Origin of the sequence: Pseudomonas sp. P7758 (genome assembly GCF_013386485.1) — a bacterium.
Taxonomy (GTDB): domain Bacteria; phylum Pseudomonadota; class Gammaproteobacteria; order Pseudomonadales; family Pseudomonadaceae; genus Aquipseudomonas.
The window spans coordinates 158473-183260 of the sequence record NZ_JACARS010000016.1; the positions used below are offsets into that span (position 1 = coordinate 158473).

Consider the following 24788-nt stretch of genomic DNA (forward strand, 5'->3'; position numbering starts at 1 on the left):
TTTATAGGTCCAATTCCATGCCTGCGTTAGAACCACCGCTCTCGTTCAACCCGGCGGGTATCGAGTTGGACCGCCGCCAGGGACTCACCCGCCAGCTCTATCAGGCGCTGCGCCAGCGGGTACTGGATGGCCGGTTGGTCAGTGGCACCCGGCTCCCCGCCAGCCGTGACCTGGCGGCGGCGCTATCGATCTCGCGCAACAGTGTGGTTCGCGCCTACGACCAACTGTACGCCGAAGGATTTATTGAGGGCCGCGTGGGTGATGGCACCTATGTGGCGCAATTGCCGCAGACGCCGACGCCCGCAAAAAAACTATCCACAAAAGTGTCCACAGGGTTATCAACAGGCTTATCCCCAGGTTTATCCACAAAGCGGCCGGATTTACCTGTGTTTTCGTCCAGTCAAGTTATCCACAGCGGTGCGCTGGCGCGGGTGGAAAACAACCATTTGGCGCTTCCGCCCAGCGGTCCGCCGAGGGCCTTCCGGGTGGGCGTACCGGCTTTCGATCTGTTCCCGTTTGACGTGTGGGCCAAGCTGAATGCGGCTTTCTGGCGCAAGCCGGACTTGCAGCAGTTGTGTTACGGCGACCCGGCGGGCGACGCGCGCCTGCGTGGATTGATTGCGGCCTATCTACGCAGTTCTCGCGGCATGCAGTGCACGGCTGAGCAAATAGTGATCACCAGTGGCGCGCAGCAGGCAATCAGCCTTTGTGCACAGCTGCTTGTGGAGCCCGGCGATGAGGTTGCCATCGAGAATCCGGGGTATCGGGCAGCAGGCCATGCGTTCGCGGTGGCGGGCGGCCAATTGCATGGCGTGACGGTGGACAGCGAGGGCATCGACTGCGCAGCCTTGAACCGCCTCGGCGGTTGCCGCCTGGCCTACGTCACCCCGTCCCATCAATACCCCACCGGCGTGGTGATGAGCCTGGCCCGGCGCCTGGAACTGCTGGCCTGGGCCGAGCGTACGGGCGGCTGGATCGTCGAGGATGACTACGACGGTGAGTACCGCTACAGCGGCGCGCCCCTGGCGCCACTGGCGGCCCTCGATCGCACGGGGCGGGTGCTGTATGTCGGGACTTTCGGCAAGGTGGCCTTTCCGGCGCTGCGCCTGGGTTACCTGGTGTTGCCGGCCGGCCTGGTCCAGGCCTTTGCCCGGCGCCGCGCGGTGGACGTGCGCCACTCGGAAGTCAGCACTCAGGCGGTGATGGCGGAGTTCATGGCGACCGGGCATTTTCAGCGCCATGTACGCCGCATGCGCCGCGCCGCGCAGAGCCGGCTCAATGCGCTATTGGCCGAATGGCCTGCCGACATTGAAGGCGTTGGCCGCCTGCCGTCGGTGGCGGCCGGGCTGCACCTGACCGTGCGGGTCGACAGCCTGGCGCGGGAACAGGCGCTGATCCAACAGGCGGCGGCAGTGGGTGTGGAGGTCAATGGCTTGAGCAGCTATTGGTTGCCGGAGTCACTCACGCCGCAGGATCAGCGTGCCGGATTGGTATTGGGGTTTGCTGCCGTGCCCGAGGCACAGATCAGCCAGGCGTTGAAGCGCTTGGGCCAGGTTTGGCGCGCGCCGGTTGCGCACTGAGGCGCAACCGGCGGCAACCGATCAGGTGCCGGACTTGATCTTGGTCCAGGCGCGGGTCCTGGCTCGTTCGGCGTCACGTCCCAGGGGCTTGAGGGTATACAGCGTGGCCATGGCCGCCTCGGTCGGGTACAGGTTGGGGTTGTTGCGAATCGCCGGATCCACCAACCCGGTGGCGTCCTTGTTGGGGTTGGGGTAACCGACAAAATCGCTGATCGGCGCGATCACGCCCGGTTGCAGCAGGTAGTTGATAAAGGCGTAGGCGTCTTCCGGGTCCTTGGCGCCTTTGGGGATGGCAAGCATGTCGAACCAGATCGGCGCGCCTTCTTTGGGTAGCCGCATGTCCACGGTCACACCGTTCTTGGCTTCCTTGGCGCGGTTGGCGGCCTGGGAGAAGCTGCCGGAATAGCCGACCGCCACGCAGATGTCGCCGTTGGCAATGTCAGCCATGTACTTGGACGAGTGGAAATAGGTGATGTACGGGCGGATCTTCATCAGCAATGCTTCGGCTTTGACATAGTCCGCCGGGTTGCTGCTGTTGGGGTCCAGGCCCAGGTGTTGCAAGGCCAGGGGCAGGATTTCCGACGGCGAATCCAGCAGCGCCACGCCGCATTGCTTGAGCTTGCTGATGTTCTCGACGTTGAAGATCAGGTCCCAGCTGTCCACGGGGGCGTTGGCCCCCAGCGCGGCCTTGACCTTGTCCGGGTTGAAGCCGATCAGGATGGTGCCGTACATGTAGGGCACGGCGAATTTATTGCCGGGGTCGTTGGCCTCGATCAGCTTCATCAACTTGGGATCGAGGTGGTTCCAGTTGGGCAGTTTGCTGCGGTCCAGCGGCTGGAACACCGAGGCTTCGATCTGCTTGGCCAGGAACACGTTGGACGGCACCACCACGTCATAGCCGGAGTTGCCGGTCAGCAGCTTGGCCTCCAGGGCTTCGTTGGTGTCGAAGATGTCGTAGACCAGCTTGACGCTGGGGTTCTGCGCCTTGAAATCCTCCAGGGCCTTGGGCGTGATGTAGTCGAACCAGTTGTAGACCCGCAGGGTTCTTTCTTCGGCGTGCGCGGCCCCGCTCAGCACGGCGGCGCAGAGGACGAGATGCTTGAGCATGTTCATTGGGCGAATCCCTCAAAACCTTCGAGAACGTTGACGGCATTGATGCCGATTTCTTCCACGGCGTAGCCGCCTTCCATCACAAACAGCGTCGGTTTGCCGAGGCGGGCGATTCGCGCGCCCATCGCCAGGTAGTCGGGGCTGTCGAGCTTGAACTGGGAGATAGGGTCGTCCTTGAAGGTGTCGACGCCCAGCGAGACCACGATGATGTCGGCGCCGTAGCGCTCGATGTCCCCGCAGGCCTGCTCCAGGGCGGCGCTCCAGCGGTCCCAGCCAGAACCTGCGGGCAACGGATAGTTGAAGTTGAAACCCTCACCGGCGCCTTCGCCCAGCTCGTCGGCGTAGCCCAGGAAGAACGGAAATTCCGCCTCCGGATGGCCGTGGATCGAGGTGAACAGCACATCGTCGCGCTCGTAGAAAATCGACTGGGTACCGTTGCCGTGGTGGTAGTCCACGTCGAGGATGGCCACCTTTGTGTGGCCTTGGTCGAGAAACGCCTGGGCTGCGATCGCCGCGTTGTTGAGGTAGCAATATCCGCCCATCAAGTCGCTGGCGGCGTGGTGCCCGGGCGGACGGCACAGGGCGAAGGCACTGCGGGCGCCTTGCTGGATCGCCTGTTGCGCGGTGAGAGCGACTTGCGCCGCGCTGTAGGCCGCTTGCCAGGTACCGGCGGTGATCGGTGCGCCGCCGTCGAAACTGTAATAGCCGAGCTGGCCGTGCAGGCTGGAGGGGATGACCCGGCGCAAGGTGCGTGCGGGCCAGGTGTAGGGCAGCAAGTCTCCGTCCTGGCCAAATGCCGTCCAGCGTTGCCAGGCGCCTTTGAAGAAGTCCAGGTACGCGGGGCTGTGAATACGTTGCAGCGGCGCCAGGCCAAAATCCTCAGGCGCTTGCACCGGGCCCAGTTCGCGGTCCTTGACCCGTTGCAATACATGGTCGGCGCGCGAGGGCATTTCAAAACAGGGCATCAGTTGCCCGTCCATCAACTCGCACCGGCCATGGTGCAGGTGGTGATCGTCCGAGTAGATCGTCAGCATATTGTTGTTCTCCGCAGGCTGAATCGGTGAGTCCAGTCTTGCGGCGGGTGGGATTAATGAGAATGGCAGGAGCGGCCAAAAGGGGATAAATATGGCCAAAGTGTGTGACCGCAATTCGCCCCGAAATGGCGCGGCCGTGCCCCAGCAAGTGGCTTCAGGGGCGGAACTGGCTAGGTGCGACGCCGCTCCAGCGAACAAAGGCGTGACGGAAACTCGCGGTTTCGCTGAAGCCCAGCGCCTCGGCAATTCGGTAAATGGGCAGCTCATCCTCGCCCAGCAATCGCTTGGCCCGCTCGAAGCGTAGCTCGTCCAGCAACTCCTGATAGCTGCAGCCCAAGTCATGCAGGTGCCGGCGTAGCGTGCGCGGGGAGCAGTTCATCTGCTCGGCCAGGCCGTCGAGGCCCGGCGCGGCGCTGAGTTGGCTGGCGAGCAGGTGGCGAATCTTGCCCAGCCAGGCCTGGCGCCCGGTGAACTCGGTGTTTTGCTTGCGGCAGCGCTCGGCCATGGCCTGGTGGGTGACGGCGTCGGCTAGTGGCAGGGGCTGGTCCAGCCAGCTTCGGTCGAAGGCAAACGCGTTGGCGATGGCGCCGAATTGCAGCGGGCAGGCAAAGATTTCGGCGTACCGTGCGCGGTAATCCGGGGCGTCGTGTTCAAAGCGCGCCCCCAGCAGCGGCAGGGCATGCCCCAGCAGGTCGTCGCAGATCACCTTCAACGAGGCCAGGCAGAGTTCGACGTTGAACATTTCCAGCGCCGGATTTTCCCGGTAATCCGCGGCGCTGAACCAGATGCGCGTGCCGTCTTCCTCAAGGTCCAGCTCGAAAAGTGTTCCCAGCAGCGCCGGATACCGCAGCGCCAGGCGCAAAGCGTCACCGAAGGTGGCACTGGTGAGCAGTGCGTAACCGAGCATGCCATAGGAAGAAACGTGCATTTGCCGGCCCAGCTCCAGGCCGATATCCCGGCGCAGGGCCACGGCGTTGGCGCACACGCGCATCTCCTGGTTGGTAGTGATGCGGGTGTCGGCGCGGCTCAAGTCCGCCGCGCAAATACCGCTGCCGGCCAGCAAGGCCTCGGCGGGTTGGCCTTCGGCCTTGAAGGTATTGAGCACCAACGAGACGGCATTGAGGGTGGTGAGGTGGGAGTGCAACATGGGTGCTTCCAGCCAGGGGATGGCTGGAAGAGGAGCAAGTTATATGCCGGTCAGCTCAGTTCGCCGCACAGGTCGAGTTCGACCAGGCGGCGGATTTCGGCGGTGTCCAGCCCGGCGCCGATCAACGCATTGAGCTTGCCGAACGCGGCTTCACGGGTCATCCCGCCACCCGACAACACCCCGACGCCCCGCAGGCGGCTGCCGGCTTCGTACACGTCCAGCTCCACACCGCCTTCATGGCATTGGGTGATTGCCACCACGACCACGCCGTTATCCTGCGCGCGCTGGAGGCTGGCGAGGAACTGCGGGTTGTCGCTCGGTCCGGTGCCGCTGCCGAAGCATTCCAGCACCAGCGCCTGGATGCCGCTGTCGATCAACGCGTCCAATTGCGCGGCGGCGATGCCCGGCACCAGTGGCAGCACACCCACATTGGCCAGCGCCTTGGCCTGGCGGTAATGCAGCGCCGCCGGAACCAACTCGGCTTGGGCGACGCCGCCGTTACGCTGCAACGCGGCAAACGGGTGGCGACCAAAACTGCGGATTTTCGCGCAACGGGTCGGGGCCATCAGTGCACCGTGGAAGTACAGTTGCACGCCAGGCGCCAGGCCTTGGCCCAGGGCTGCCAACGCACCGCTGACGTTTTCCCAGGCATCGCTGTCGGGCACACCGGCCGGCAGCATCGAGCCGGTAAACAGCACCGGCGCGGGCAGGCCCAGCAGTTGGAAACTCATGGCCGCAGCGCTGTAGGCCAGGGTGTCGGTGCCGTGCAGCACCAGTACGGCGTCGCAACCCTCGTCCACCGCCTCGATCACGGCGACGCGCAGGCGCTGCCAATAGGCGGGGGTCATGTTCGCACTGTCGATCAGCGGGGACATTTCCCGAAAGCGCCAGGCTGGCATATTCAGTTGGGCGAGGGCTTCGCTCATGCGCGCTTCAAACCCCGAAGCGGGGGCCAGGCCGTTGGCGCTGGCCTGCATGCCGATGGTGCCGCCGGTGTAGAGCACCATGACGTTGTTGGCTGGTTGCATTGAAGAATCTCCTGAACGAAAAACGCCGCCGGGCCCAGAGCATGCCCAAGGCCGGGCGGCGTGTCATCTATCTAGGTTTAGCGTTGCGCTTGAGCGTTCAGTTCTGCGGTCGCTTGAGCGGCTGGCTCAGGCTTCACCGGATTTGCCGGCCAGGCCTTGCGGTCCAGGTCCAGGTCCGGGAACTTGCTGGAATCAAACACCGGGGTCTTGATGCCCGCAGCACGCTGGCCGTCGTAGTCATTCAGGATGCGCATGGCGATCTTGAACAGGAACGCCAGGGCGAACAGGTTGACGAACGCCAGCATGGTCATGGTGATGTCGGCGAAGGCAAACACGGTGCTCAGGTTCTCGATGGAACCCCAGAAAATCAGCACCAGCACCAGCGCACGGTAGCCCATCAGCACCTTGCGGTTGTCGCCCACGATGAAGCGCAGGTTGCTCTCGCCGAGGTAGTAGTTGTACATGATCGAGGTGAACACGAACAACGCCAGGGCCACCGAGATGAACATCCGGCCCCAGTCACCCACCACCGCCGCCAGGGAGTTCTGGGTCAGGGCAATGCCGTCGCCTTCAAAGCCCGGGGTGTAGAAGCCCGAGAGCAGGATCAGCAGCGCGGTGCAGGTGCAGATGACGAAGGTGTCGAGGAACACGCTGAACGCCTGAACCACGCCTTGGGCGATCGGGTGTTCAACCGAGGCGACTGCCGCCACGTTAGGCGCACTGCCCAGGCCGGCTTCGTTGGCGAACACGCCGCGTTTCACACCCATGATGATCGCGCTGCCCACCAGGCCACCGAAGGCCTGGTCGAGGCCGAAAGCGCTCTTGACGATGGTCGCGAGCATGGCCGGCACGTGGTCGAATTGCAGCACGATCACGTACAGGGTCACCGCGATGTAGACCAGGGTCTTGACCGGTACCAGCAGGTCGGCGATCGAGGCGATACGCTTGATCCCGCCGATGAACACCAGGCCCAGCAACACCGCCAGGGCCAGGCCGGTGTAGGTGGTGTCGAGGCCAAACGCGTTGTTCAGCGAGTGGGTGACGGCGTGGGCTTGCAGGCCATTGAAGGCGAAGCCGAAAGTCACCAGCAGCAGGAACGCCATCACCATGCCCAGCCAGCGTTTGTGCAGGCCGTGCTGGATGTAATACGCCGGGCCACCACGGTAGGTGCCTTCAGCGTCGGTGCGTTTGTACAGTTGGCCGAGGGAGCACTCGATAAAGCTCGAAGACATGCCCACCAGTGCGGTGACCCACATCCAGAATACGGCGCCCGGGCCACCCAGGGTCACGGCAATGCCGACGCCTGCGATGTTGCCGGCACCCACGCGCCCGGCGAGGCTGAGCATCAGCGCCTGGAACGAACTGAGCTGGCCGGCGCTGCTTTTCAGGCTGTCGCGAAACACCGAAAACATGTGGAAAAAGTGACGCAACTGAACGAAACGCGAGCGGATCGTGAAGTAACCACCGAGCCCGACAATGAGCACGATCAATACTTTCCCTGAGAGGAAGTCGTTGATGACTTCTAGCATGGAGTGTTCCTCGCTGATTTTTCTAATGGCAAACGCAGGACGGTCCGACGCATCGCTCGGCACCAGGCAGTGCACGACGCTTCGACCCCAATCCTTTTGCGGGTGTTGTTATTCATGCGGTTTCGCGCTTCCCAGGGTCTCGTTACCGACGACCGCTGACGCGAAGAGGGGCGGCACTATACCTAGGAGTGGGTGATCCGTCTGCACGAGGCGATTAAAGGTTTCAGCCAAGGCGTTACGGGCAAGGCGGGTTTGTTGGGCGATCTTGGAGTTTTTATTGGCGTCATTTCACAACCTTGAGGCAAAAAAAAGGGCCTGAAGAACGAGCCTTCAGGCCCTCAAAAGGTGAGAGGTGTCTAGTCCCTCAACCTGGTGAGCGGTGCAACAAACGCTTAGGCCTTCAGAGGCACCAAGCGTGGGGCAATCATGTTTTCGGGGCGCAGGATGTCGTCGAGCATGGCGTCGTCGAGCAAGCCTTCTTCGCGCACCAGTTCCAGCACGCCGCGGCCGCTTTCAAGGGCGATACGGGCGATGCGGGTGGCGTTTTCATAGCCGATGTACGGGTTCAGCGCGGTGACCAGGCCGATGGAGTGTTCCACCAGCTCGCGGCAGCGGGCTTCGTTGGCAGTGATGCCGACGATGCAGTGCTCGCGCAGCATGTCCATGGCGCGTTGCAACAGGCGGATCGAGTCGAAGATCTTGTAGGCGATCAGCGGCTCCATCACGTTCAGTTGCAGCTGGCCGCCTTCGGCCGCGATGGTCAGCGCCAAATCGTTACCGATGATTTGGAACGCCACCTGGTTCACGGCTTCCGGGATCACCGGGTTGACCTTGCCGGGCATGATCGAGCTGCCTGGCTGACGCGCCGGCAGGTTGATTTCGTTGATGCCGGTGCGCGGGCCGCTGGACAGCAGGCGCAGGTCGTTGCAGATCTTCGACAGCTTCACCGCGGTACGCTTGAGCATGCCGGAGAACAGCACGAAAGCGCCCATGTCGGAGGTGGCTTCGATCAGGTCGGCAGCCGGTACCAGCGGCTGGCCGCTGATGGTCGCCAGGCGCTGGACGGCCAGGGCCTGGTAACGCGGGTCGGCGTTGATGCCGGTACCGATGGCGGTGCCGCCCAGGTTCACTTCGGTCAGCAGCTCAGGCGCCAGGGTCTTCAGGCGGGCCAGGTCTTCACCGAGGGTGGTGGCGAAGGCACGGAATTCCTGGCCGAGGGTCATCGGCACGGCGTCTTGCAGCTGGGTACGGCCCATTTTCAGGACGTGGCTGAATTCTTCACCCTTGGCAGCGAACGCCTGGATCAGGCTGTCGAGGCTGGCCAACAGCGCGTCGTGGCCCAGCAGCAGACCCAGGCGGATCGCGGTCGGGTAGGCGTCGTTGGTCGACTGCGCCATGTTCACGTCGTTGTTGGGGTGCAGGTATTGGTATTCGCCCTTGCTGTGGCCCATGGCCTCCAGCGCGATGTTGGCGATGACTTCGTTGGCATTCATGTTGGTTGAAGTGCCAGCGCCGCCTTGAATCATGTCCACCACGAACTCTTCGTGGAAATCGCCGCGGATCAGACGGGCACAGGCTTCGCTGATGGCAGCGTGCTTGGCTTCGCTGAGTTGGCCCAGCTCGCGGTTGGCGTCAGCAGCTGCCTGCTTGACCATTGCCAGGCCGACCACCAATTTCGGGTAATGCGAAATCGGAACGCCCGAGAGACGGAAGTTGTTCACCGCTCGCAGGGTCTGGATGCCGTAATACGCTTGAGCGGGTACTTCGAGTACGCCAAGCAGGTCTTTTTCTGTGCGGAAAGATGCAGCGGAGGACATGACGGAAATCATCTCGATATGGACCCGGGCTAGGCCGGAACGCTGTGAATGCTAGGCTTGCAGGAGATTTTGGGCCAATGCTGTTAAACACTGGCCTATGCATAAACGGCATAATGTCGGTGTGACCCCGTTACCATGACGGACGTGTGTGCCAAAATGGTGCGTGCCCCGGGAGGATGTGATGAACCTTGAAAGCAAATGGCTGGAAGACTTTAGCGCCCTGGCTGCCACCCGCAGCTTCTCCCAGGCGGCTGAGCGGCGCTTCGTCACCCAGCCGGCGTTCAGTCGGCGCATCCGCAGCCTGGAGGCGGCGCTGGGGCTGACCCTGGTCAATCGCTCGCGCACGCCGGTCGAACTGACGGCGGCGGGGCAGTTGTTCCTGGTCACCGCGCGGACCGTGGTCGAGCAACTCGGCGAGGTGCTGCGCCACCTGCATCACCTGGAAGGCGGGCAGGGCGAAGTCATGCAAGTGGCGGCGGCGCACTCCCTGGCCCTGGGTTTCTTCCCGCGCTGGATCGCGCAGTTGCGCAACGAAGGGCTGAACATCGCCACGCGGTTGGTCGCCACCAACGTGGGCGACGCCGTGCATGCGCTGCGTGAAGGCGGTTGCGATTTGATGCTGGCGTTCTACGACCCGGATGCGGCGATGCAGATGGACCCGGAGATCTTCCCGTCGCTGCACCTGGGCAACACCGAGATGCTGCCGGTGTGCGCCGCCGATGCCGACGGCAAGCCGTTGTTCGACCTGGAAGGCGAGGGCAGCGTGCCGCTGCTGGCCTACAGCGCCGGAGCTTTCCTGGGGCGCTCGGTAAACCTGCTGCTGCGCCAGCGGGCGCTGCGCTTTACCACGATTTACGAAACGGCCATGGCCGACAGCCTGAAAAGCATGGCCCTTGAGGGCTTGGGCATTGCCTGGGTGCCGCAGTTGAGCGTGCGCGCCGAGCTGGCCCGGGGTGAACTGGTGGTGTGCGGCGGCCCGCAATGGCATGTGCCGCTGGAGATCCGGTTGTATCGCTGTGCGTTGGTGCGCAAGGCGAACGTGCGGTTGTTGTGGCGCAAGCTGGAAGGCGGCGCGGCGCAGAACACCTGAGCCCACACAGATCAAATGTGGGAGCGGGCTTGCTCGCGAAAGCGTAGTGTCAGTCAACCCATCTGTGGCTGATCCACCGCATTCGCGAGCAAGCCCGCTCCCACATTAGTTTTCTGGTGTGTTCGCTGACCTGGAAGTCAATAAAACCGCCTGTTTGCGGTGTAAGACAGATGGTCATTCCAGGGGCTGTTTATCTGCGTTATTACGGTATACTGCGCGGCCTTCGGCCGGTCCAACCGGCCTTAATTCGTACAACAAGCCACGCTGGATTTCCCGCGTGGCTTGTTGTTTTTTGACGCGCCTGCGGGCGCCCAGAGAGAAGAGGCACGACGATGAGTGCATTGGTTGGCGTGATCATGGGCTCCAAGTCCGATTGGTCCACCCTTAGCCACACCGCCGATATGCTGGAAAAACTCGGCATTCCCTACGAAGTGAAGGTGGTTTCCGCCCACCGCACTCCGGATTTGCTGTTCCAGTATGCCGATGAAGCAGAATCCCGTGGCATCGAGGTAATCATCGCCGGTGCCGGCGGCGCAGCTCACCTGCCAGGCATGTGTGCAGCCAAGACTCACCTGCCAGTGCTGGGCGTACCGGTGCAGTCGTCGATGCTCTCGGGCGTGGATTCGCTGTTGTCCATCGTGCAGATGCCCGCCGGTATTCCGGTGGCCACCCTGGCGATCGGCAAGGCCGGTGCGATCAATGCTGCCTTGTTGTCCGCCAGCATCCTCGGCGCCAAGTACCCGCAGTTCCACGCGGCGCTGAAAAAATTCCGTGCTGAGCAGACAGACAGCGTCCTGGACAATCCAGACCCACGCATTGCCTGAGGTGGTTGATTGATGAAAATCGGTGTAATCGGTGGCGGCCAACTGGGCCGCATGCTGGCCCTGGCGGGTACGCCGCTGGGGATGAACTTCGCTTTCCTGGATCCGGCACCAGATGCCTGTGCAGCTGCCCTGGGTGAACACCTGCGTGCGGACTACAGCGACCCGGATCACCTGCGCCAGCTGGCCGATGAAGTCGACCTGGTGACCTTCGAGTTTGAAAGCGTCCCGGCTGAAACCGTGGCCTTCCTGTCGCAGTTCGTGCCGGTATACCCGAGCGCCGAAGCCTTGCGCATCGCGCGTGACCGCTGGTTCGAGAAGAGCATGTTCAAGGACCTGGGCATCCCGACACCGGCTTTCGCCGACATCCAGTCCCAGGCTGACCTGGACGCCGCAGTCGCCTCCATCGGCCTGCCGGCCGTGTTGAAGACCCGCACCCTGGGTTACGACGGCAAGGGCCAGAAAGTCCTGCGCACCGCCGCCGACGTGGTCGGTACCTTCGCCGAACTGGGCAGCGTTGCCTGCCTGCTGGAAGGCTTCGTGCCGTTCACCGGTGAAGTCTCGCTGATTGCCGTGCGTGCCCGCGATGGCGAAACGCGTTTCTACCCGCTGGTGCACAACACCCACGACAGCGGCATCCTCAAGCTGTCCGTGGCCAGCACCGATCACCCGCTGCAAGCCCTGGCCGAAGATTATTCGAGCCGTGTGCTGAAGCAACTGGATTACGTCGGCGTGATGGCGTTCGAGTTCTTTGAAGTCGACGGTGGCCTCAAGGCCAACGAAATCGCCCCGCGCGTGCACAACTCCGGGCACTGGACCACCGAAGGTGCCGAGTGCAGCCAGTTCGAAAACCACCTGCGGGCGGTAGCGGGCTTGCCATTGGGCTCCACGGCAAAAGTCGGCGAGAGCGCCATGCTCAACTTCATCGGCGTGGTGCCGCCGGTTGATCGCGTGATCGCGATTGATGACTGCCATCTGCATCACTACGGCAAGGCGTTCAAGGCCGGGCGCAAGGTCGGCCACGCCAACCTGCGCTGCAAGGATCGCGCGACGCTGCAAGCGCAGATCCTCAAGGTCGAAGCGCTGATCGCCGAGCAATAACCCAAGGCCGGGCGGAACCATTGGTACCCGCCACCCTCTGATTGCAGGAAGCCAAAGTCTGACTAGGCTTTGACTGAATTCACTTCAATCAGAGGGAAATGCCATGGGTATCATTGGGACCATCTTTATCGGTTTGATCGTCGGCCTGCTGGCGCGTTTCCTGAAGCCAGGCGACGACAGCATGGGCTGGATCATGACCATCCTGCTGGGTATCGCCGGTTCGCTGGTTGCGACTTATGGTGGCCAGGCACTGGGCATCTATCAGGCTGGCCAGGGCGCAGGCTTCATTGGTGCGCTGGTGGGTGCCGTGGTGCTGCTGGTGATCTACGGTCTGCTGAAAAAGAAGTAATTTAGCGACCAGGCCCTCTGCGCTGCGCAGGCGCAGAGGGCTAGAATGCCGGCACTGTAATCCTTGCCGAGCCCCTCCATGCGCCGTCTCCTGTTATCCCTTCTTCTATGCACCGGGTTGGCCCACGCTGGCGAACTGCCGGAAACCGACTGGCTGGAACTGATGCCCAAGTCGGACCAGAAAGCCCTCGAAGAAATGCCGGAAATCGACCACAACTCCCCGGAAGCCCAAGGCACGTTCACCGCAAAGGGTGGCCTGAAGCAGAGCAAGGGTTTGCCGGCGGTTATGTATTCCACCAAGACGGTGGCTGCCATGAACGGCAAGAATATTCGCATTGGCGGCTACCCCGTGCCGCTGGAAACCGACGCCAAGGGCCGCAGCACGCTGTTCTTCCTGGTGCCTTATCCGGGCGCCTGCATCCACGTGCCGCCACCGCCGCCCAACCAGTTGGTGCTGGTGCGTTATCCCAAGGGCTTGAAGCTGGATGACATCTACACGCCGCTGTGGGTGACGGGCACGCTGAAGGTGGAGAAGGTCAACAATGACCTGGCCGATGCGGCGTATGCGTTGGATGCGGGGAAGGTGCGGGCGGTCAAGGAATCGGATCTCTGATCTGATGCAGAACCTAATGTGGGAGCGGGCTTGCTCGCGAATGCGGTGTGTCAGTCAGCACATGCACTAACTGGAACACCGCATTCGCGAGCAAGCCCGCTCCCACATTTTTGATTGGGGTTACAGGGCGATACCGCTGATGCTCACGCCCAGGGTATGGCTTTCACCCGGCGCCAGCGTCACCACATCGTCCAGCACATTCGCGGTCTCGATGCACAACATGCCCTGCCAGCCGTCGTCGGCCATGTCGCTGAAAGCCTTGGCGCGTTCAGTCCACGGGTTCCAGATCACCGTCGAGCGCGAGCCTGTGCTGGTGAGCTGAACGCGGCGCTGCCAGTCTTTATCGACGATGTTCACTTGAGTCGGGGTGTCGAGGTAGATGCGGTCGGTCTCGGCGGTGAAGTGCAGCAGCCCGGATTGCTGCTTTTGGGTCCAGCCGTCGGCGGTATCGATATAGTCCCGCCCGTCCAGGCCGTCGACCTGCACGTTGCGTACATCGCTGACCGCAAAATAGCTGTGCAGCGCCTGGCTGAGGCTGACGGTCTCGGCGCCGTGGTTGTGGCTGGTCAGGCGGATGTGCAGTTGATCATCCAGCAGGATGCTCATCTTCAGGTCAACCTGATGCGGCCAACCCGGGAAGCCACCTTCAGGCACTGGCAGTTCCAGCTCAACCCTCAGCGCTGTGCCTTCAGCCTCAACGCCAGCCAACGTCCAGTCAGCGGTCCGCACGAAACCATGGGCACCGGCCGGCTCGGCGCCCTGGTACATGGCCTTGACGCTCTGCGGGTTGCGGTCGAACACACCAAACCACGGCCAGCACACCGGCACGCCGGTACGAATGCCTTTGCCTTTCTTGAACACCACCTGATCGTTGGGCCAGATCAGCGGCTTCTCGCCGGTGCGCTGGTAACTCACGATGTGCGCGCCTTGCTGGGCCACCACCAATTCGGCGCCGTTGTGGCGGATGCGCCAAGCGTTCAGCTCATCCAGTTTTACGGTTTCAACGTTGGGCGTAGACATAGGCGCGCGCTCTCAATGGCAGACAATGGGGCAATGGACCGTCAAAACGTCGCGATGTTTAACGCGCCCGCGACGGAACCGAGCGGGTGCGGCCGCTGCCATCGATGGCAACGAACACAAACACCGCCTCGGTCACCTTGCGCCATTCGCTGGACAGCGGGTCGTCGCTCCACACTTCGACCATCATCTGGATCGAGCTGCGGCCGATTTCCAGGGCTTGGGTGTAGAAGGACAACTGCGCGCCGACGGCCACGGGCACCAGGAATGCCATGCGATCAATCGCCACGGTGGCTACGCGGCCACCGGCAACCTTGCTCGCCATGGCGGTGCCGGCCAGGTCCATCTGCGCGACCAGCCAGCCGCCGAAGATGTCGCCGAAACCGTTGGTCTCACGCGGGAGTGCGGTGATTTGCAGGGCGAGATCGCCTTGCGGGATAGGATCTTCTTGTTCGAGTTCGATCATGCCGGTGCCTCTGACCCGTGACGCTTCATGGGTATTTCAAGTGGATAGCCGTCTTCTGGAAAAACGTTTCAGCACCAACATACACCGCTCGATGCGTTTCTCGTAAGGCGTACTAAAGGGAAACTCTGCCAAATCGGCTGGTGTATAACCAACGGCGTTTTGGCACAGCAGCCCCTCAAGGATGCGGGTCTGGCGCTTGCAAGGGCCGAGTATATCGAGCCGTCGGCGCCACGACGACCTCCCTACGCTCATTTGGTCGGTAAATAGACGCTGTATCGCGGCTTTTTCCGGCAACTGTGCTCCTGCTCATATTAATTGCACGTCTGCTACGGAAATATTTCGCGGATCTGAACTGTTAACGGCTCAACGCTGTGCTTTTTCAAGCGATTTGCTATCTTGCCAAGCCTGCCGCAAGTCCCGGGCTTGCCGTCCTGACTACTATAAGAGAAGCCTTGCCATGTCCTCCGTGCCCGCAAGCAGTGCGCAACCGTCGCGCCCGCTGACCCGCAACGACTACAAAACCCTGTCGCTGTCTGCCTTGGGCGGGGCGCTGGAGTTCTACGACTTCATCATCTTCGTATTTTTTGCGACGGTAGTCGGGAAGCTGTTCTTCCCGGCGGACATGCCCGAATGGCTGCGCATGATGCAGACCTTCGGCATCTTCGCCGCCGGCTACCTGGCGCGGCCGCTGGGCGGGATCATCATGGCGCACTTCGGCGACCTGCTGGGGCGCAAGAAGATGTTTACCCTGAGCATCTTCATGATGGCCGTGCCGACCCTGATCATGGGCCTGCTGCCGACCTACGCGCAGATCGGCCTGTGGGCGCCGATCCTGTTGCTGCTGATGCGCGTGATCCAGGGCGCGGCGATTGGCGGTGAAGTGCCGGGCGCGTGGGTGTTCGTATCCGAGCACGTGCCGCCCCGTCACATCGGTTATGCCTGCGGCACCCTGACCAGCGGCCTGACGGCCGGCATCCTGTTGGGTTCGCTGGTGGCCACCGCCATCAACACGCTCTACAGCCCGGAACAGGTGTCGGATTACGCCTGGCGCATTCCGTTCCTGCTGGGTGGCGTGTTCGGCCTGTTGTCGGTGTACCTGCGTCGCTGGCTGCACGAAACCCCGATCTTCGCCGAGATGCAGCAGCGCAAGACCCTGGCGGCCGAGCTGCCGTTGCGCGCGGTGTTGCGTGACCATCGTGGCGCCATCGTACTGTCGATGCTGTTGACCTGGCTGCTGTCGGCCGGTGTGGTCGTGGTTATCCTGATGACGCCGACCGTGCTGCAAACGATCTACCACTTCAGCCCAACGGTGGCGCTGCAGGCCAATAGCCTGGCCATCGTCACTCTGAGCCTGGGGTGTATTGCTTCCGGCGCCCTGGCCGACCGTTTTGGTGCCGGGCGCGTGCTGATCATCGGTTGTGCCTTGTTGCTGGCAACGTCCTGGACGCTCTATCACAGCCTGATGGCTCACCCGGACTGGCTGTTCCCGCTGTACGCCTTGACCGGCCTGTTTGTAGGCACCATCGGCGTGGTGCCCTATGTCATGGTGAAAGCGTTCCCGCCGGTGGTGCGTTTCAGCGGTTTGTCGTTCTCCTACAACGTCGCCTACGCCGTATTCGGTGGCCTGACGCCGTTAGCGGTGTCGCTGCTGATGAAGGAAAGCCCGATGGGCCCTGCTTACTACGTGGCGGCCCTGTGCGTGATGGGGATGGCGGTGGGTGGGTACCTGTGGAAGCGCGGGCGCTGACACGTTTTTGAAAACTGCCGGACAACCTTGTGGCGAGGGAGCTTGCTCCCGTTGAACTGCGCAGCCGTTCCATTCTGGGGGCCGCTACGCGACCCAACGGGAGCAAGCTCCCTCGCCACAGATTTTGCCTTACAACGATTACAGATTGTTTCCACGAAATCGCTCCAACCTCCTCGCAAGCCCCGGATTTATTGGCGTTTCTCCTTCCTGTCAGCTTTTTCATAAATGCTGGCCTTTCATCTAATTGTCATATTCCAGACATAGAGTGTTCACACGGCCTACCGATACTTGGCCCCGATCCAACTATCCTTATCTGCTAGGAGCAAGGCATGAAACTGAAACGTTTGATGGCGGCAATGACTTTTGTCGCTGCTGGCGTTGCGACCGCTAACGCGGTAGCCGCTGGTGTTGACCCGGCGATTCCGGCTTACGTGAAGACCACTGGTGTGTCGGGCAACCTGTCCAGCGTTGGTTCCGATACCCTGGCAAACCTGATGACCCTGTGGGCTGAGGGTTACAAAAAGGAATACCCGAACGTCAACATCCAGATTCAGGCCGCCGGCTCCGCCACTGCACCTCCTGCACTGACTGAAGGCACCTCCAACCTGGGCCCGATGAGCCGCAAGATGAAGGACACCGAACTGGCTGCCTTCGAGCAGAAGTACGGCTACAAGCCAACCGCGATCCCGGTTGCCGTGGATGCCCTGGCCGTGTTCGTGCACAAGGACAACCCGATCCAGCACCTGACCATGGAACAAGTCGACGCGATCTTCTCCTCGACTCGTCTGTGCGGCGCCAAGGCTGACGTCAAGACCTGGGGCGACCTGGGCGTGACCGGCGACCTGGCCAACAAGCCAGTGCAACTGTTCGGTCGCAACTCGGTATCCGGCACCTACGGCTACTTCAAGGAAGAAGCCCTGTGCAAAGGCGACTACAAGCCTAACGTGAACGAACAACCTGGTTCGGCGTCGGTTGTGCAGTCCATCAGCTCCTCGCTGAACGGCATCGGTTACTCGGGCATCGGTTACAAAACCGCCAGCGTGAAAACCGTGGCCCTGGCCAAGAAAGGCAGCACTGACTTCATCGAAGACAGCGAAGAAAACGCCCTGAACGGCAAATACCCGCTGTCGCGCTTCCTCTACGTCTACGTCAACAAAGCCCCGAACAAGCCTCTGGCCCCGCTGGAAGCCGAGTTCGTGAAGCTGGTTCTGTCCAAACAGGGCCAGGAAGTGGTAGTGAAAGACGGCTACATCCCGCTGCCAGCCAAAGTTGCCGCCAAGGCACTGGCTGACCTGGGCCTGAAAGAAGGTGGCAAATAAGCCGCCGGTAAACCTGCCTTGAACCGCGGTTTATCCACGGTTCAAGGCCCGGGCGGGGTCTGTAAGACCTGGACCTCGCCTCCCATTTTTTAATCCGCTGCCAGCCCTGCTACGCGGCGGATTTCTTGCGTCACTGCATTGTCATCTTTCTGTCATACAGGATCGCTAGGGTGTGCGCATGAATGATCTGGCCAATTCCACCATGACGACGACTTCTCCCCCCAAGCGCATTGATTTCAATACGCCTGAGCTGCAACGCAAGCGCCGCATCCGCGCGCTCAAGGATCGCCTGACCCGCTGGTACGTGCTGATTGGCGGCCTCGCCGTCCTGGGCGCGATCACCTTGATCTTCTTCTTCCTCGCCTACGTGGTCGCGCCGCTGTTCCACGGCGCCAACCTGACCAAGGAAGAGGCCCTCGCGCCTGCCTGGCTGCAGGACGCCGGCAAGCCGCTGATGATCTCCATGGAAGAACAGAACCAGGTCGCCATGCGGGTTTCCGGCAAGGGCCAGGCGCTGTTCTTCAACGTTGACACGGGTGCCGAACTCAAGCGCGTTGACCTGCCGTTGCCGGCGGGCGTGACAGTCGCCTCCATTGGTGAAGACCAGCCCGGCAGCCCGCTGGTGATCCTCGGCCTGTCCAACGGCCAGTCCCTGGTGTTCCGCCACACCTATAAAGTGTCGTACCCGGACGGCAAGAAGACCATCTCGCCCGCCGTTGAATACCCTTACGGCGAAACACCGATCGTCCTCGACGAACAAGGCCGCTCCCTTGAGCATGTCGCCTTGAACGCGACCGACTCGACGCTGGTGGTGGCCGGTTCCAGTGGTGCCCATCTGAACGTGCTGTCCATCAGCCGTGAAGAAAACATGATGACCGAGGAAGTCACCACCGAGCAGAAACGCATCGAGCTGCCGCAAATGACCGAGCCGGTCAAAGCCATCTTCGTTGATCCGCGCCAGCAGTGGCTGTACGTGATCAACGGTCGCGCCCAGGCCGACGTTTTCAGCCTGCGGGACAACAGCCTCAACGGTCGCTACAAATTATTGGAAGACGGCGTGGCGCAAGTCACGGCCAGCACCCAACTGGTGGGCGGCATCTCGCTGATCATCGGTAACTCCAGCGGTGGCCTGGCGCAGTGGTTCATGGCCCGCGACCCGGACGGCGAACAACGCCTGAAGCAGATCCGTACCTTCCAGATGGGCACCGCGCCTATCGTTGAAATCACTGCTGAAGAACGTCGCAAAGGCTTCACCGCCCTCGACGCTTCCGGCAAGTTCGGCGTGTTCCACAGCACTGCCCACCGTACGTTGCTGGTGGACCAGGTGGTCGACGGCAACGGCATCTTCGGCATGTCGCCACGGGCCAACCGGGTGATCGTCGAGGCCGGCGGCAAGCTTCAACCGCTGCTGCTGGACAACCCGCACCCGGAAGTTTCCTGGAGCGCGCTGTGGAGCAAGGTCTGGTACGAAAACTACGACGAACCTAAATACGTCTGGCAATCGACCGCCGCCAACACCGATTTCGAACCCAAGATGAGCCTGGCGCCCCTGACCTTCGGTACCCTGAAGGCCGCGTTCTACGCCATGCTGCTGGCCGCACCACTGGCCGTTGCCGCTGCGATCTACACCGCTTACTTCATGGCCCCGAGCCTGCGCCGCAAGGTCAAGCCGGTGATCGAATTGATGGAAGCGATGCCGACGGTGATCCTCGGCTTCTTCGCCGGCCTGTTCCTGGCGCCGTATGTCGAAGGGCACCTGCCGGGGATTTTCAGCCTGCTGATGCTGCTGCCGATTGGCATCCTGGTGGCCGGCTTCGTCTTCAGCCGCCTGCCTGAGTCGATCCGCCTGCGGGTCCCGGATGGCTGGGAAAGCGCGATCCTGATCCCGGTCATCCTGTTTGTGGGCTGGCTCTCGTTGTACATGAGCCCGTACCTGGAAACCTGGTTCTTCGGCGGCGACATGCGCATGTGGATCTCCCACGACCTGGGCATCACCTACGACCAGCGCAACGCCCTGGTAGTCGGCCTGGCCATGGGTTTCGCGGTGATCCCGAACATCTACTCCATCGCCGAAGACGCCGTGTTCAGCGTGCCGCGCGGCCTGACCCTGGGCTCCCTGGCCCTGGGCGCCACGCCATGGCAGACCATGACCCGCGTCGTGATCCTGACCGCCAGCCCAGGCATCTTCTCGGCGCTGATGATCGGCATGGGCCGCGCGGTCGGTGAAACCATGATCGTGCTGATGGCCACCGGCAATACGCCGGTGATGGAGATGAACCTGTTTGAAGGCCTGCGCACCCTGGCAGCCAACGTCGCGGTGGAAATGCCCGAATCGGAAGTCGGCGGCAGTCACTACCGCGTGCTGTTCCTCTCGGCGCTGGTGCTGCTGCTGTTCACCTTCATCATGAACACCCTCGCCGAGCTGATTCGTCAGCGTCTGCGCAAGAAATACTCGTCGCTTTAAGAAAGGTAGAAGTCTGTGAAACAGAACTCCCTGAATGGATGGTTCAAGAGCGGCGCCCCGGGCGTCTGGATCAGCGGTGGCGCGGTGTCCATCGCGGTCATCATGACCATTGGTTTGCTGGCCGTGATTGCCGTGCGTGGCCTGGGCCACTTCTGGCCGGCCGACCTGATCCAGGCCAACTACAACGTGCCGGGCCAGGAAAATCACATCGTCGTCGGCGAAGTGGTGCAGAAAGAAGAAGTGCCCCGCGAGCGCCTGAAAAGCGCTGGCTTGCCGGTGCCGGACCAAGGCCCGGAGTTCATGACCCGCGAGCTGATCAAGGTCGGCAACCGTGACTTGAACGGCAATGACTTCACCTGGATCGTCGGCGAGTGGCTGACCAACCAGACCAAGCCGGTCGAGTTGATGGCCATCGAGCGTCGTGAGTGGGGCAACTTCTACGGCACCCTGGTCAACGTCAAGCAGGACGGCAAGGTGATCGCCGAAGGCGAGGCGGCCTGGCCGGAACTGCAAGCCCGCGTGGACCGCGTCAACAAGCTCGCGGCCCAGCTCAAGACCCTCGAGAAGTCCGACATCGGCGCCATCAACGCCGGCCTCGAACGCATCCGCCTGCACGGTCGCAAGCTGGAGCTGGAAGGCAAGCTGGACGCCACCGCCCAGGCCGACATGGACAGCGGCCGCGCCGAACTGAACAACCGCTACAAGGATATTGAAGCCCGCCTGGCCGACCTGCACACCCAGTTCAACCGCGACAGCCTGACCGCCCGCGATGCCAACGGCAAAGAAATCGAAATCGGCATTGGCAAGGTGGTGCACGCTTACCAGCCGAACGCCATGGGCTACATGACCAAGGTTGGTTTCTACTTCAGCAAGGTCTGGGAATTCCTCAGCGACGATCCACGGGAAGCCAACACCGAAGGCGGGATTTTCCCGGCGATCTTCGGCACCGTGATGATGACCCTGATCATGGCGATGATCGTGACCCCGTTCGGCGTGCTGGCGGCGGTGTACCTGCGTGAATACGCCAAGCAGAACACCCTGACGCGGATCATCCGCATCGCGGTGAACAACCTGGCCGGTGTACCCGCCATCGTTTACGGCGTGTTCGGCCTTGGCTTCTTTGTGTACGTACTGGGCGGCTCGGTTGACCGGCTGTTCTTCGCCGAAGCCTTGCCGGCACCGACCTTCGGTACGCCTGGCCTGCTCTGGGCGTCCCTGACCCTGGCGCTGCTGGCGGTACCGGTGGTGATCGTGGCCACTGAAGAAGGCCTGGCGCGGATTCCTCGCACCGTACGTGAAGGTTCTTTGGCACTGGGCGCGACCAAGGCGGAAACGCTGTGGAAGATCGTGCTGCCGATGGCCAGCCCGGCGATGATGACCGGCATGATCCTCGCCGTGGCCCGCGCCGCCGGTGAAGTGGCGCCGCTGATGCTGGTGGGTGTGGTGAAACTGGCGCCGTCGCTGCCGGTGGACGGCAACTACCCGTACCTGCACCTGGACCAGAAGATCATGCACCTGGGCTTCCATATCTATGACGTCGGCTTCCAGAGCCCCAACGTCGAAGCCGCGCGGCCGCTGGTGTACGCCACCGCCTTGCTGCTGGTGCTGGTGATCGCCACGCTCAACTTGTCGGCGGTGTGGATTCGTAACCACCTGCGCGAAAAATACAAAGCGCTGGACAGTTAATTGAAGTGAACGCGGACTAAATGTGGGAGCGGGCTTGCTCGCGAATGCGGTGTATCAGTCATACATGGGTCAACTGACCTGACGCCTTCGCGAGCAAGCCCGCTCCCACAAAACGAATTGGTAGCACAGGGAGCATCCCATGCAACATGAAACCCATTCCCACGGCATCAACATGTCAGCCCTGGGTCGCGACAAGCAGAGCCTGAGCCTGGCCCAGGAAACCGTGGCCATCGAAGTCCCGGGCCTGAGCCTGTACTACGGCGACAAGCAGGCGCTGTACGACGTCAGCATGAACATCCCGAAGCAGCGCGTGACCGCCTTCATCGGCCCGTCCGGTTGCGGCAAGTCGACCCTGCTGCGCACCTTCAACCGGATGAACGATCTGGTGGACGGCTGCCGCGTCGAGGGCGCGATCAACCTGTACGGCACCAACATCTACCGCAAGGGCGAAGACGTGGCCGAGCTGCGGCGCCGGGTGGGCATGGTGTTCCAGAAGCCCAACCCGTTTCCCAAGACCATCTACGAAAACGTGGTCTACGGCCTGCGCATCCAGGGCATCAACAAAAAGCGCGTCCTCGACGAAGCCGTTGAGTGGGCACTGAAAGGCGCGGCGCTGTGGGACGAGGTCAAGGACCGCCTGCACGAGTCGGCCCTCGGTTTGTCCGGCGGCCAGCAGCAACGTCTGGTGATCGCCCGCACCATCGCCGTGGAGCCGGAAGTGCTGTTGCTCGACGAACCGTGCTCGGCACTCGACCCCATCTCCACGTTGAAAGTCGAAGAGCTGATCTACGAACTCAAATCCAAGTTCACCATCGTCATCGTGACCCACAACATGCAACAGGCGGCGCGGGTTTCCGACTACACCGCGTTCATGTACATGGGCAAGCTGGTGGAATTTGGCGACACCGATACCCTGTTCACCAACCCGGCGAAGAAGCAGACCGAAGACTACATCACCGGTCGCTACGGCTAGCAGGTGGCTGGTTGCTCACTGAACTGATGCTGCGGTCGACCGCACCTTACTGGACGTTCCAAGGACGCCAACATGATTAGCAAAGAAGGCCTTACCCATCACATCTCCGCGCAGTTCAACGCCGAGCTTGAGGAGGTGCGCAGCCACCTCCTGGCCATGGGCGGGCTGGTGGAGAAGCAAGTCAACGACGCCGTCACCGCGCTGATCGAGGCCGACTCGGGCCTGGCCCAGCAAGTGCGCGAGATCGATGACCAGATCAACCAGATGGAACGCAACATCGACGAAGAATGCCTGCGCATCCTGGCCCGTCGTCAGCCGGCGGCGTCGGACCTGCGTTTGATCATCAGCATCTCCAAGTCGGTGATCGACCTGGAGCGCATCGGTGACGAAGCCACCAAGATCGCCCGCCGCGCCATCCAGTTGTGTGAGGAAGGCGAAGCGCCGCGTGGTTATGTCGAAGTGCGCCACATCGGTGACCAGGTGCGCAACATGGTTCGCGACGCCCTCGACGCGTTTGCCCGTTTCGACGCCGAGCTGGCGTTGTCGGTGGCCCAATACGACAAGACCATCGACCGCGAATACAAGACGGCGCTGCGCGAACTGGCGACCTACATGATGGAAGACCCGCGCTCTATCTCACGGGTACTGAGCATCATCTGGGTACTGCGTTCGCTGGAACGCATCGGCGACCACGCACGCAACATCTCGGAACTGGTGATTTACCTGGTGCGGGGTACTGACGTGCGGCACATGGGCCTCAAGCGGATGAAAGCAGAAGTTGAAGGTACGACCGATCAAATCCCTAATGTTCCGGGCGTTCCTGACGATAAGTAAGATTGCCCGAGAAATAAACGCCCGGCCTTTGGTCGGGCGTTTTCGTTTGTGGTGTTGGAATTTTTGGCAAAACGCCATCAGCGAAGCGTTATGCTTGCCGGGGTTTTTATAGGATGAAGGGTCGATGAGCAAAGTCAGTGTATTGGTGGTGGATGACGCCTCGTTTATTCGCGACCTGGTGAAGAAGTGCCTGCGTAACTACTTCCCGGGGATCAAGATCGAAGATGCGGTGAACGGCAAAAAGGCCCAGGCCATCCTGATGCGCGAAACCTTCGACATGGTGCTGTGCGACTGGGAAATGCCGGAAATGTCCGGCCTGGAACTGTTGACCTGGTGCCGTGAACAGCCTCATCTCAAAGCCATGCCTTTCGTCATGGTGACCAGCCGTGGCGACAAGGAAAACGTGGTGCAGGCGATCCAGGCCGGGGTTTCCGGCTACGTCAGCAAGCCATTCACCAACGAGCAGTTGCTGAACAAGGTCAAGCAGGCACTGAACAAGATTGGCCGCCTCGACGCGCTGATCGCCAGCGCACCGACCAAGATGAACTCGGCGTTCGGTAACGATTCCCTCAGCGCCCTCACTGGTGGCAAGCCTGACGCAGTCAAGCCGGCCCCGGTGGCCGCGCCCAGCAAAGGCCTGCTCAACAGCCCGCCGGTGCAGGTGGCTGCGGCAGCGTCGCCTGCCAGCGGTCGTGGCCAGGGCCAGCTGCGCTTGTCCAGTGGCACCCAGCAGTGTGTGATCAAGGCCCTGAGTATCAAGGAGGCGCTGCTGGTGGTGCGTCGTGGTGAAATCCTGCCTCAGGTACTGGAAAGCGCCGTGCTCGACCTGGAGCAGGGTGAGAACGCTGAAGTGGCGCGTCTGAATGGCTACCTGCATGCCGTGGTGGCCTACGAGCCCAAGCCCGACAGTGACTGGCTGCAATTGACCTTCCGGTTTATCGACCAGGATGCGCAGAAGCTTGACTACATTTCGCGGCTGATCGCCCGCGGGACCGCACAGAAGCATTTTGTGCCGGGTGCGTGACTTGATGGGGTCTCCAAAAAACCTGTGGCGAGGGGGCTTG

The 24788-nt window shown here is 61.9% G+C and carries 21 protein-coding genes; 13 read left to right on the forward strand and 8 right to left on the reverse strand.

Going from position 1 to position 24788, the window contains the following annotated elements:
• Positions 1–17: 17 nt before the first annotated feature.
• The gene (locus HX873_RS04580; RefSeq protein ID WP_177054865.1) at positions 18–1580 is read left to right on the forward strand and encodes a PLP-dependent aminotransferase family protein; all 1563 of its coding nucleotides are present in this window, start codon (positions 18–20) and stop codon (positions 1578–1580) included.
• A gap of 21 nt (positions 1581–1601) precedes the next feature.
• Here HX873_RS04580 and HX873_RS04585 read toward each other — a convergent pair whose 3' ends face one another.
• The 6 genes from HX873_RS04585 to aspA form a co-directional block, all read right to left on the reverse strand.
• A complete protein-coding gene (locus tag HX873_RS04585) occupies positions 1602–2693 on the reverse strand; it encodes a polyamine ABC transporter substrate-binding protein (protein ID WP_093203570.1) in 1092 nt (363 codons plus the stop codon).
• A complete protein-coding gene (locus HX873_RS04590; RefSeq protein WP_177068618.1) occupies positions 2690–3724 on the reverse strand; it encodes a histone deacetylase family protein in 1035 nt (344 codons plus the stop codon). The genes HX873_RS04585 and HX873_RS04590 overlap by 4 nt, the downstream gene beginning before the upstream one ends.
• A gap of 154 nt (positions 3725–3878) precedes the next feature.
• Complete coding sequence (locus HX873_RS04595) at positions 3879–4871, reverse strand: AraC family transcriptional regulator (RefSeq protein WP_102604046.1); 993 nt, start codon at positions 4869–4871, stop codon at positions 3879–3881.
• A 50-nt stretch (positions 4872–4921) separates the two neighbouring features.
• The gene (locus HX873_RS04600) at positions 4922–5899 is read right to left on the reverse strand and encodes an asparaginase (protein WP_177122425.1); all 978 of its coding nucleotides are present in this window, start codon (positions 5897–5899) and stop codon (positions 4922–4924) included.
• A 77-nt stretch (positions 5900–5976) separates the two neighbouring features.
• Positions 5977–7428, reverse strand: a complete 1452-nt coding sequence (locus HX873_RS04605; protein ID WP_003213417.1) for a sodium:alanine symporter family protein — start codon at positions 7426–7428, stop codon at positions 5977–5979.
• A gap of 392 nt (positions 7429–7820) precedes the next feature.
• Complete coding sequence (gene aspA / locus HX873_RS04610) at positions 7821–9245, reverse strand: aspartate ammonia-lyase (protein ID WP_003213415.1); 1425 nt, start codon at positions 9243–9245, stop codon at positions 7821–7823.
• A gap of 181 nt (positions 9246–9426) precedes the next feature.
• Here aspA and HX873_RS04615 point away from each other — a divergent pair, with 181 nt between their 5' ends.
• From HX873_RS04615 to HX873_RS04635, 5 genes are all read left to right on the forward strand, one after another.
• Positions 9427–10335 carry a LysR substrate-binding domain-containing protein gene (locus HX873_RS04615; RefSeq protein ID WP_003213413.1) on the forward strand — a complete coding sequence of 303 codons (909 nt, stop codon included), beginning with the start codon at positions 9427–9429 and terminating at the stop codon, positions 10333–10335.
• A gap of 332 nt (positions 10336–10667) precedes the next feature.
• Positions 10668–11159: a 5-(carboxyamino)imidazole ribonucleotide mutase gene (purE, locus tag HX873_RS04620; RefSeq protein ID WP_177122426.1), complete on the forward strand. Its 492-nt coding sequence runs from the start codon at positions 10668–10670 to the stop codon at positions 11157–11159.
• A gap of 12 nt (positions 11160–11171) precedes the next feature.
• Complete coding sequence (locus HX873_RS04625; RefSeq protein ID WP_017476761.1) at positions 11172–12257, forward strand: 5-(carboxyamino)imidazole ribonucleotide synthase; 1086 nt, start codon at positions 11172–11174, stop codon at positions 12255–12257.
• Positions 12258–12360: 103 nt separating this feature from the next.
• Positions 12361–12606: a GlsB/YeaQ/YmgE family stress response membrane protein gene (locus HX873_RS04630; RefSeq protein WP_003213408.1), complete on the forward strand. Its 246-nt coding sequence runs from the start codon at positions 12361–12363 to the stop codon at positions 12604–12606.
• 78 nt (positions 12607–12684) lie between these two features.
• Positions 12685–13218: a DUF3299 domain-containing protein gene (locus HX873_RS04635; RefSeq protein ID WP_023659290.1), complete on the forward strand. Its 534-nt coding sequence runs from the start codon at positions 12685–12687 to the stop codon at positions 13216–13218.
• A 120-nt stretch (positions 13219–13338) separates the two neighbouring features.
• On the opposite strand, the gene HX873_RS04640 is transcribed toward HX873_RS04635, so the two are convergent.
• Both HX873_RS04640 and HX873_RS04645 read right to left on the reverse strand, forming a co-directional pair.
• Positions 13339–14238, reverse strand: a complete 900-nt coding sequence (locus HX873_RS04640; protein WP_177122427.1) for a D-hexose-6-phosphate mutarotase — start codon at positions 14236–14238, stop codon at positions 13339–13341.
• A 58-nt stretch (positions 14239–14296) separates the two neighbouring features.
• Positions 14297–14701: an acyl-CoA thioesterase gene (locus HX873_RS04645; protein ID WP_003176975.1), complete on the reverse strand. Its 405-nt coding sequence runs from the start codon at positions 14699–14701 to the stop codon at positions 14297–14299.
• A 457-nt stretch (positions 14702–15158) separates the two neighbouring features.
• On the opposite strand from HX873_RS04645, the gene HX873_RS04650 reads away from it, so the two are divergent.
• The 7 genes from HX873_RS04650 to HX873_RS04680 all read left to right on the forward strand — a co-directional run bounded on the left by HX873_RS04650 (position 15159) and on the right by HX873_RS04680 (position 24748).
• Positions 15159–16448: an MFS transporter gene (locus HX873_RS04650; protein WP_003213403.1), complete on the forward strand. Its 1290-nt coding sequence runs from the start codon at positions 15159–15161 to the stop codon at positions 16446–16448.
• Between the two features lie 329 nt (positions 16449–16777).
• Positions 16778–17767, forward strand: coding sequence for a phosphate ABC transporter substrate-binding protein PstS (locus HX873_RS04655; RefSeq protein WP_003213401.1), 990 nt, complete (start codon positions 16778–16780; stop codon positions 17765–17767).
• A gap of 430 nt (positions 17768–18197) precedes the next feature.
• Complete coding sequence (locus HX873_RS04660; RefSeq protein ID WP_177122428.1) at positions 18198–20231, forward strand: ABC transporter permease subunit; 2034 nt, start codon at positions 18198–18200, stop codon at positions 20229–20231.
• A gap of 15 nt (positions 20232–20246) precedes the next feature.
• Positions 20247–21917, forward strand: coding sequence for a phosphate ABC transporter permease PstA (gene pstA / locus HX873_RS04665; protein ID WP_008439475.1), 1671 nt, complete (start codon positions 20247–20249; stop codon positions 21915–21917).
• 139 nt (positions 21918–22056) lie between these two features.
• Complete coding sequence (gene pstB / locus HX873_RS04670) at positions 22057–22890, forward strand: phosphate ABC transporter ATP-binding protein PstB (protein WP_003213395.1); 834 nt, start codon at positions 22057–22059, stop codon at positions 22888–22890.
• A gap of 72 nt (positions 22891–22962) precedes the next feature.
• Positions 22963–23724 carry a phosphate signaling complex protein PhoU gene (gene phoU / locus HX873_RS04675; protein ID WP_003213392.1) on the forward strand — a complete coding sequence of 254 codons (762 nt, stop codon included), beginning with the start codon at positions 22963–22965 and terminating at the stop codon, positions 23722–23724.
• A gap of 124 nt (positions 23725–23848) precedes the next feature.
• Positions 23849–24748, forward strand: a complete 900-nt coding sequence (locus tag HX873_RS04680; protein WP_003213389.1) for a response regulator — start codon at positions 23849–23851, stop codon at positions 24746–24748.
• Positions 24749–24788 lie beyond the last annotated feature (40 nt).

Excerpts from the sequence above, each read along its gene's own strand:
- HX873_RS04580 (WP_177054865.1), top strand. The coding sequence starts at position 18 with ATGCCTGCGTTAGAACCACCGCTCTCGTTCAACCCGGCGGGTATCGAG.
- HX873_RS04585 (WP_093203570.1), bottom strand. The coding sequence starts at position 2,693 with ATGAACATGCTCAAGCATCTCGTCCTCTGCGCCGCCGTGCTGAGCGGG.
- HX873_RS04590 (WP_177068618.1), bottom strand. The coding sequence starts at position 3,724 with ATGCTGACGATCTACTCGGACGATCACCACCTGCACCATGGCCGGTGC.
- HX873_RS04595 (WP_102604046.1), bottom strand. The coding sequence starts at position 4,871 with ATGTTGCACTCCCACCTCACCACCCTCAATGCCGTCTCGTTGGTGCTC.
- HX873_RS04600 (WP_177122425.1), bottom strand. The coding sequence starts at position 5,899 with ATGCAACCAGCCAACAACGTCATGGTGCTCTACACCGGCGGCACCATC.
- HX873_RS04605 (WP_003213417.1), bottom strand. The coding sequence starts at position 7,428 with ATGCTAGAAGTCATCAACGACTTCCTCTCAGGGAAAGTATTGATCGTG.
- aspA (WP_003213415.1), bottom strand. The coding sequence starts at position 9,245 with ATGTCCTCCGCTGCATCTTTCCGCACAGAAAAAGACCTGCTTGGCGTA.
- HX873_RS04615 (WP_003213413.1), top strand. The coding sequence starts at position 9,427 with ATGAACCTTGAAAGCAAATGGCTGGAAGACTTTAGCGCCCTGGCTGCC.
- purE (WP_177122426.1), top strand. The coding sequence starts at position 10,668 with ATGAGTGCATTGGTTGGCGTGATCATGGGCTCCAAGTCCGATTGGTCC.
- HX873_RS04625 (WP_017476761.1), top strand. The coding sequence starts at position 11,172 with ATGAAAATCGGTGTAATCGGTGGCGGCCAACTGGGCCGCATGCTGGCC.
- HX873_RS04630 (WP_003213408.1), top strand. The coding sequence starts at position 12,361 with ATGGGTATCATTGGGACCATCTTTATCGGTTTGATCGTCGGCCTGCTG.
- HX873_RS04635 (WP_023659290.1), top strand. The coding sequence starts at position 12,685 with ATGCGCCGTCTCCTGTTATCCCTTCTTCTATGCACCGGGTTGGCCCAC.
- HX873_RS04640 (WP_177122427.1), bottom strand. The coding sequence starts at position 14,238 with ATGTCTACGCCCAACGTTGAAACCGTAAAACTGGATGAGCTGAACGCT.
- HX873_RS04645 (WP_003176975.1), bottom strand. The coding sequence starts at position 14,701 with ATGATCGAACTCGAACAAGAAGATCCTATCCCGCAAGGCGATCTCGCC.
- HX873_RS04650 (WP_003213403.1), top strand. The coding sequence starts at position 15,159 with ATGTCCTCCGTGCCCGCAAGCAGTGCGCAACCGTCGCGCCCGCTGACC.
- HX873_RS04655 (WP_003213401.1), top strand. The coding sequence starts at position 16,778 with ATGAAACTGAAACGTTTGATGGCGGCAATGACTTTTGTCGCTGCTGGC.
- pstB (WP_003213395.1), top strand. The coding sequence starts at position 22,057 with ATGCAACATGAAACCCATTCCCACGGCATCAACATGTCAGCCCTGGGT.
- phoU (WP_003213392.1), top strand. The coding sequence starts at position 22,963 with ATGATTAGCAAAGAAGGCCTTACCCATCACATCTCCGCGCAGTTCAAC.
- HX873_RS04680 (WP_003213389.1), top strand. The coding sequence starts at position 23,849 with ATGAGCAAAGTCAGTGTATTGGTGGTGGATGACGCCTCGTTTATTCGC.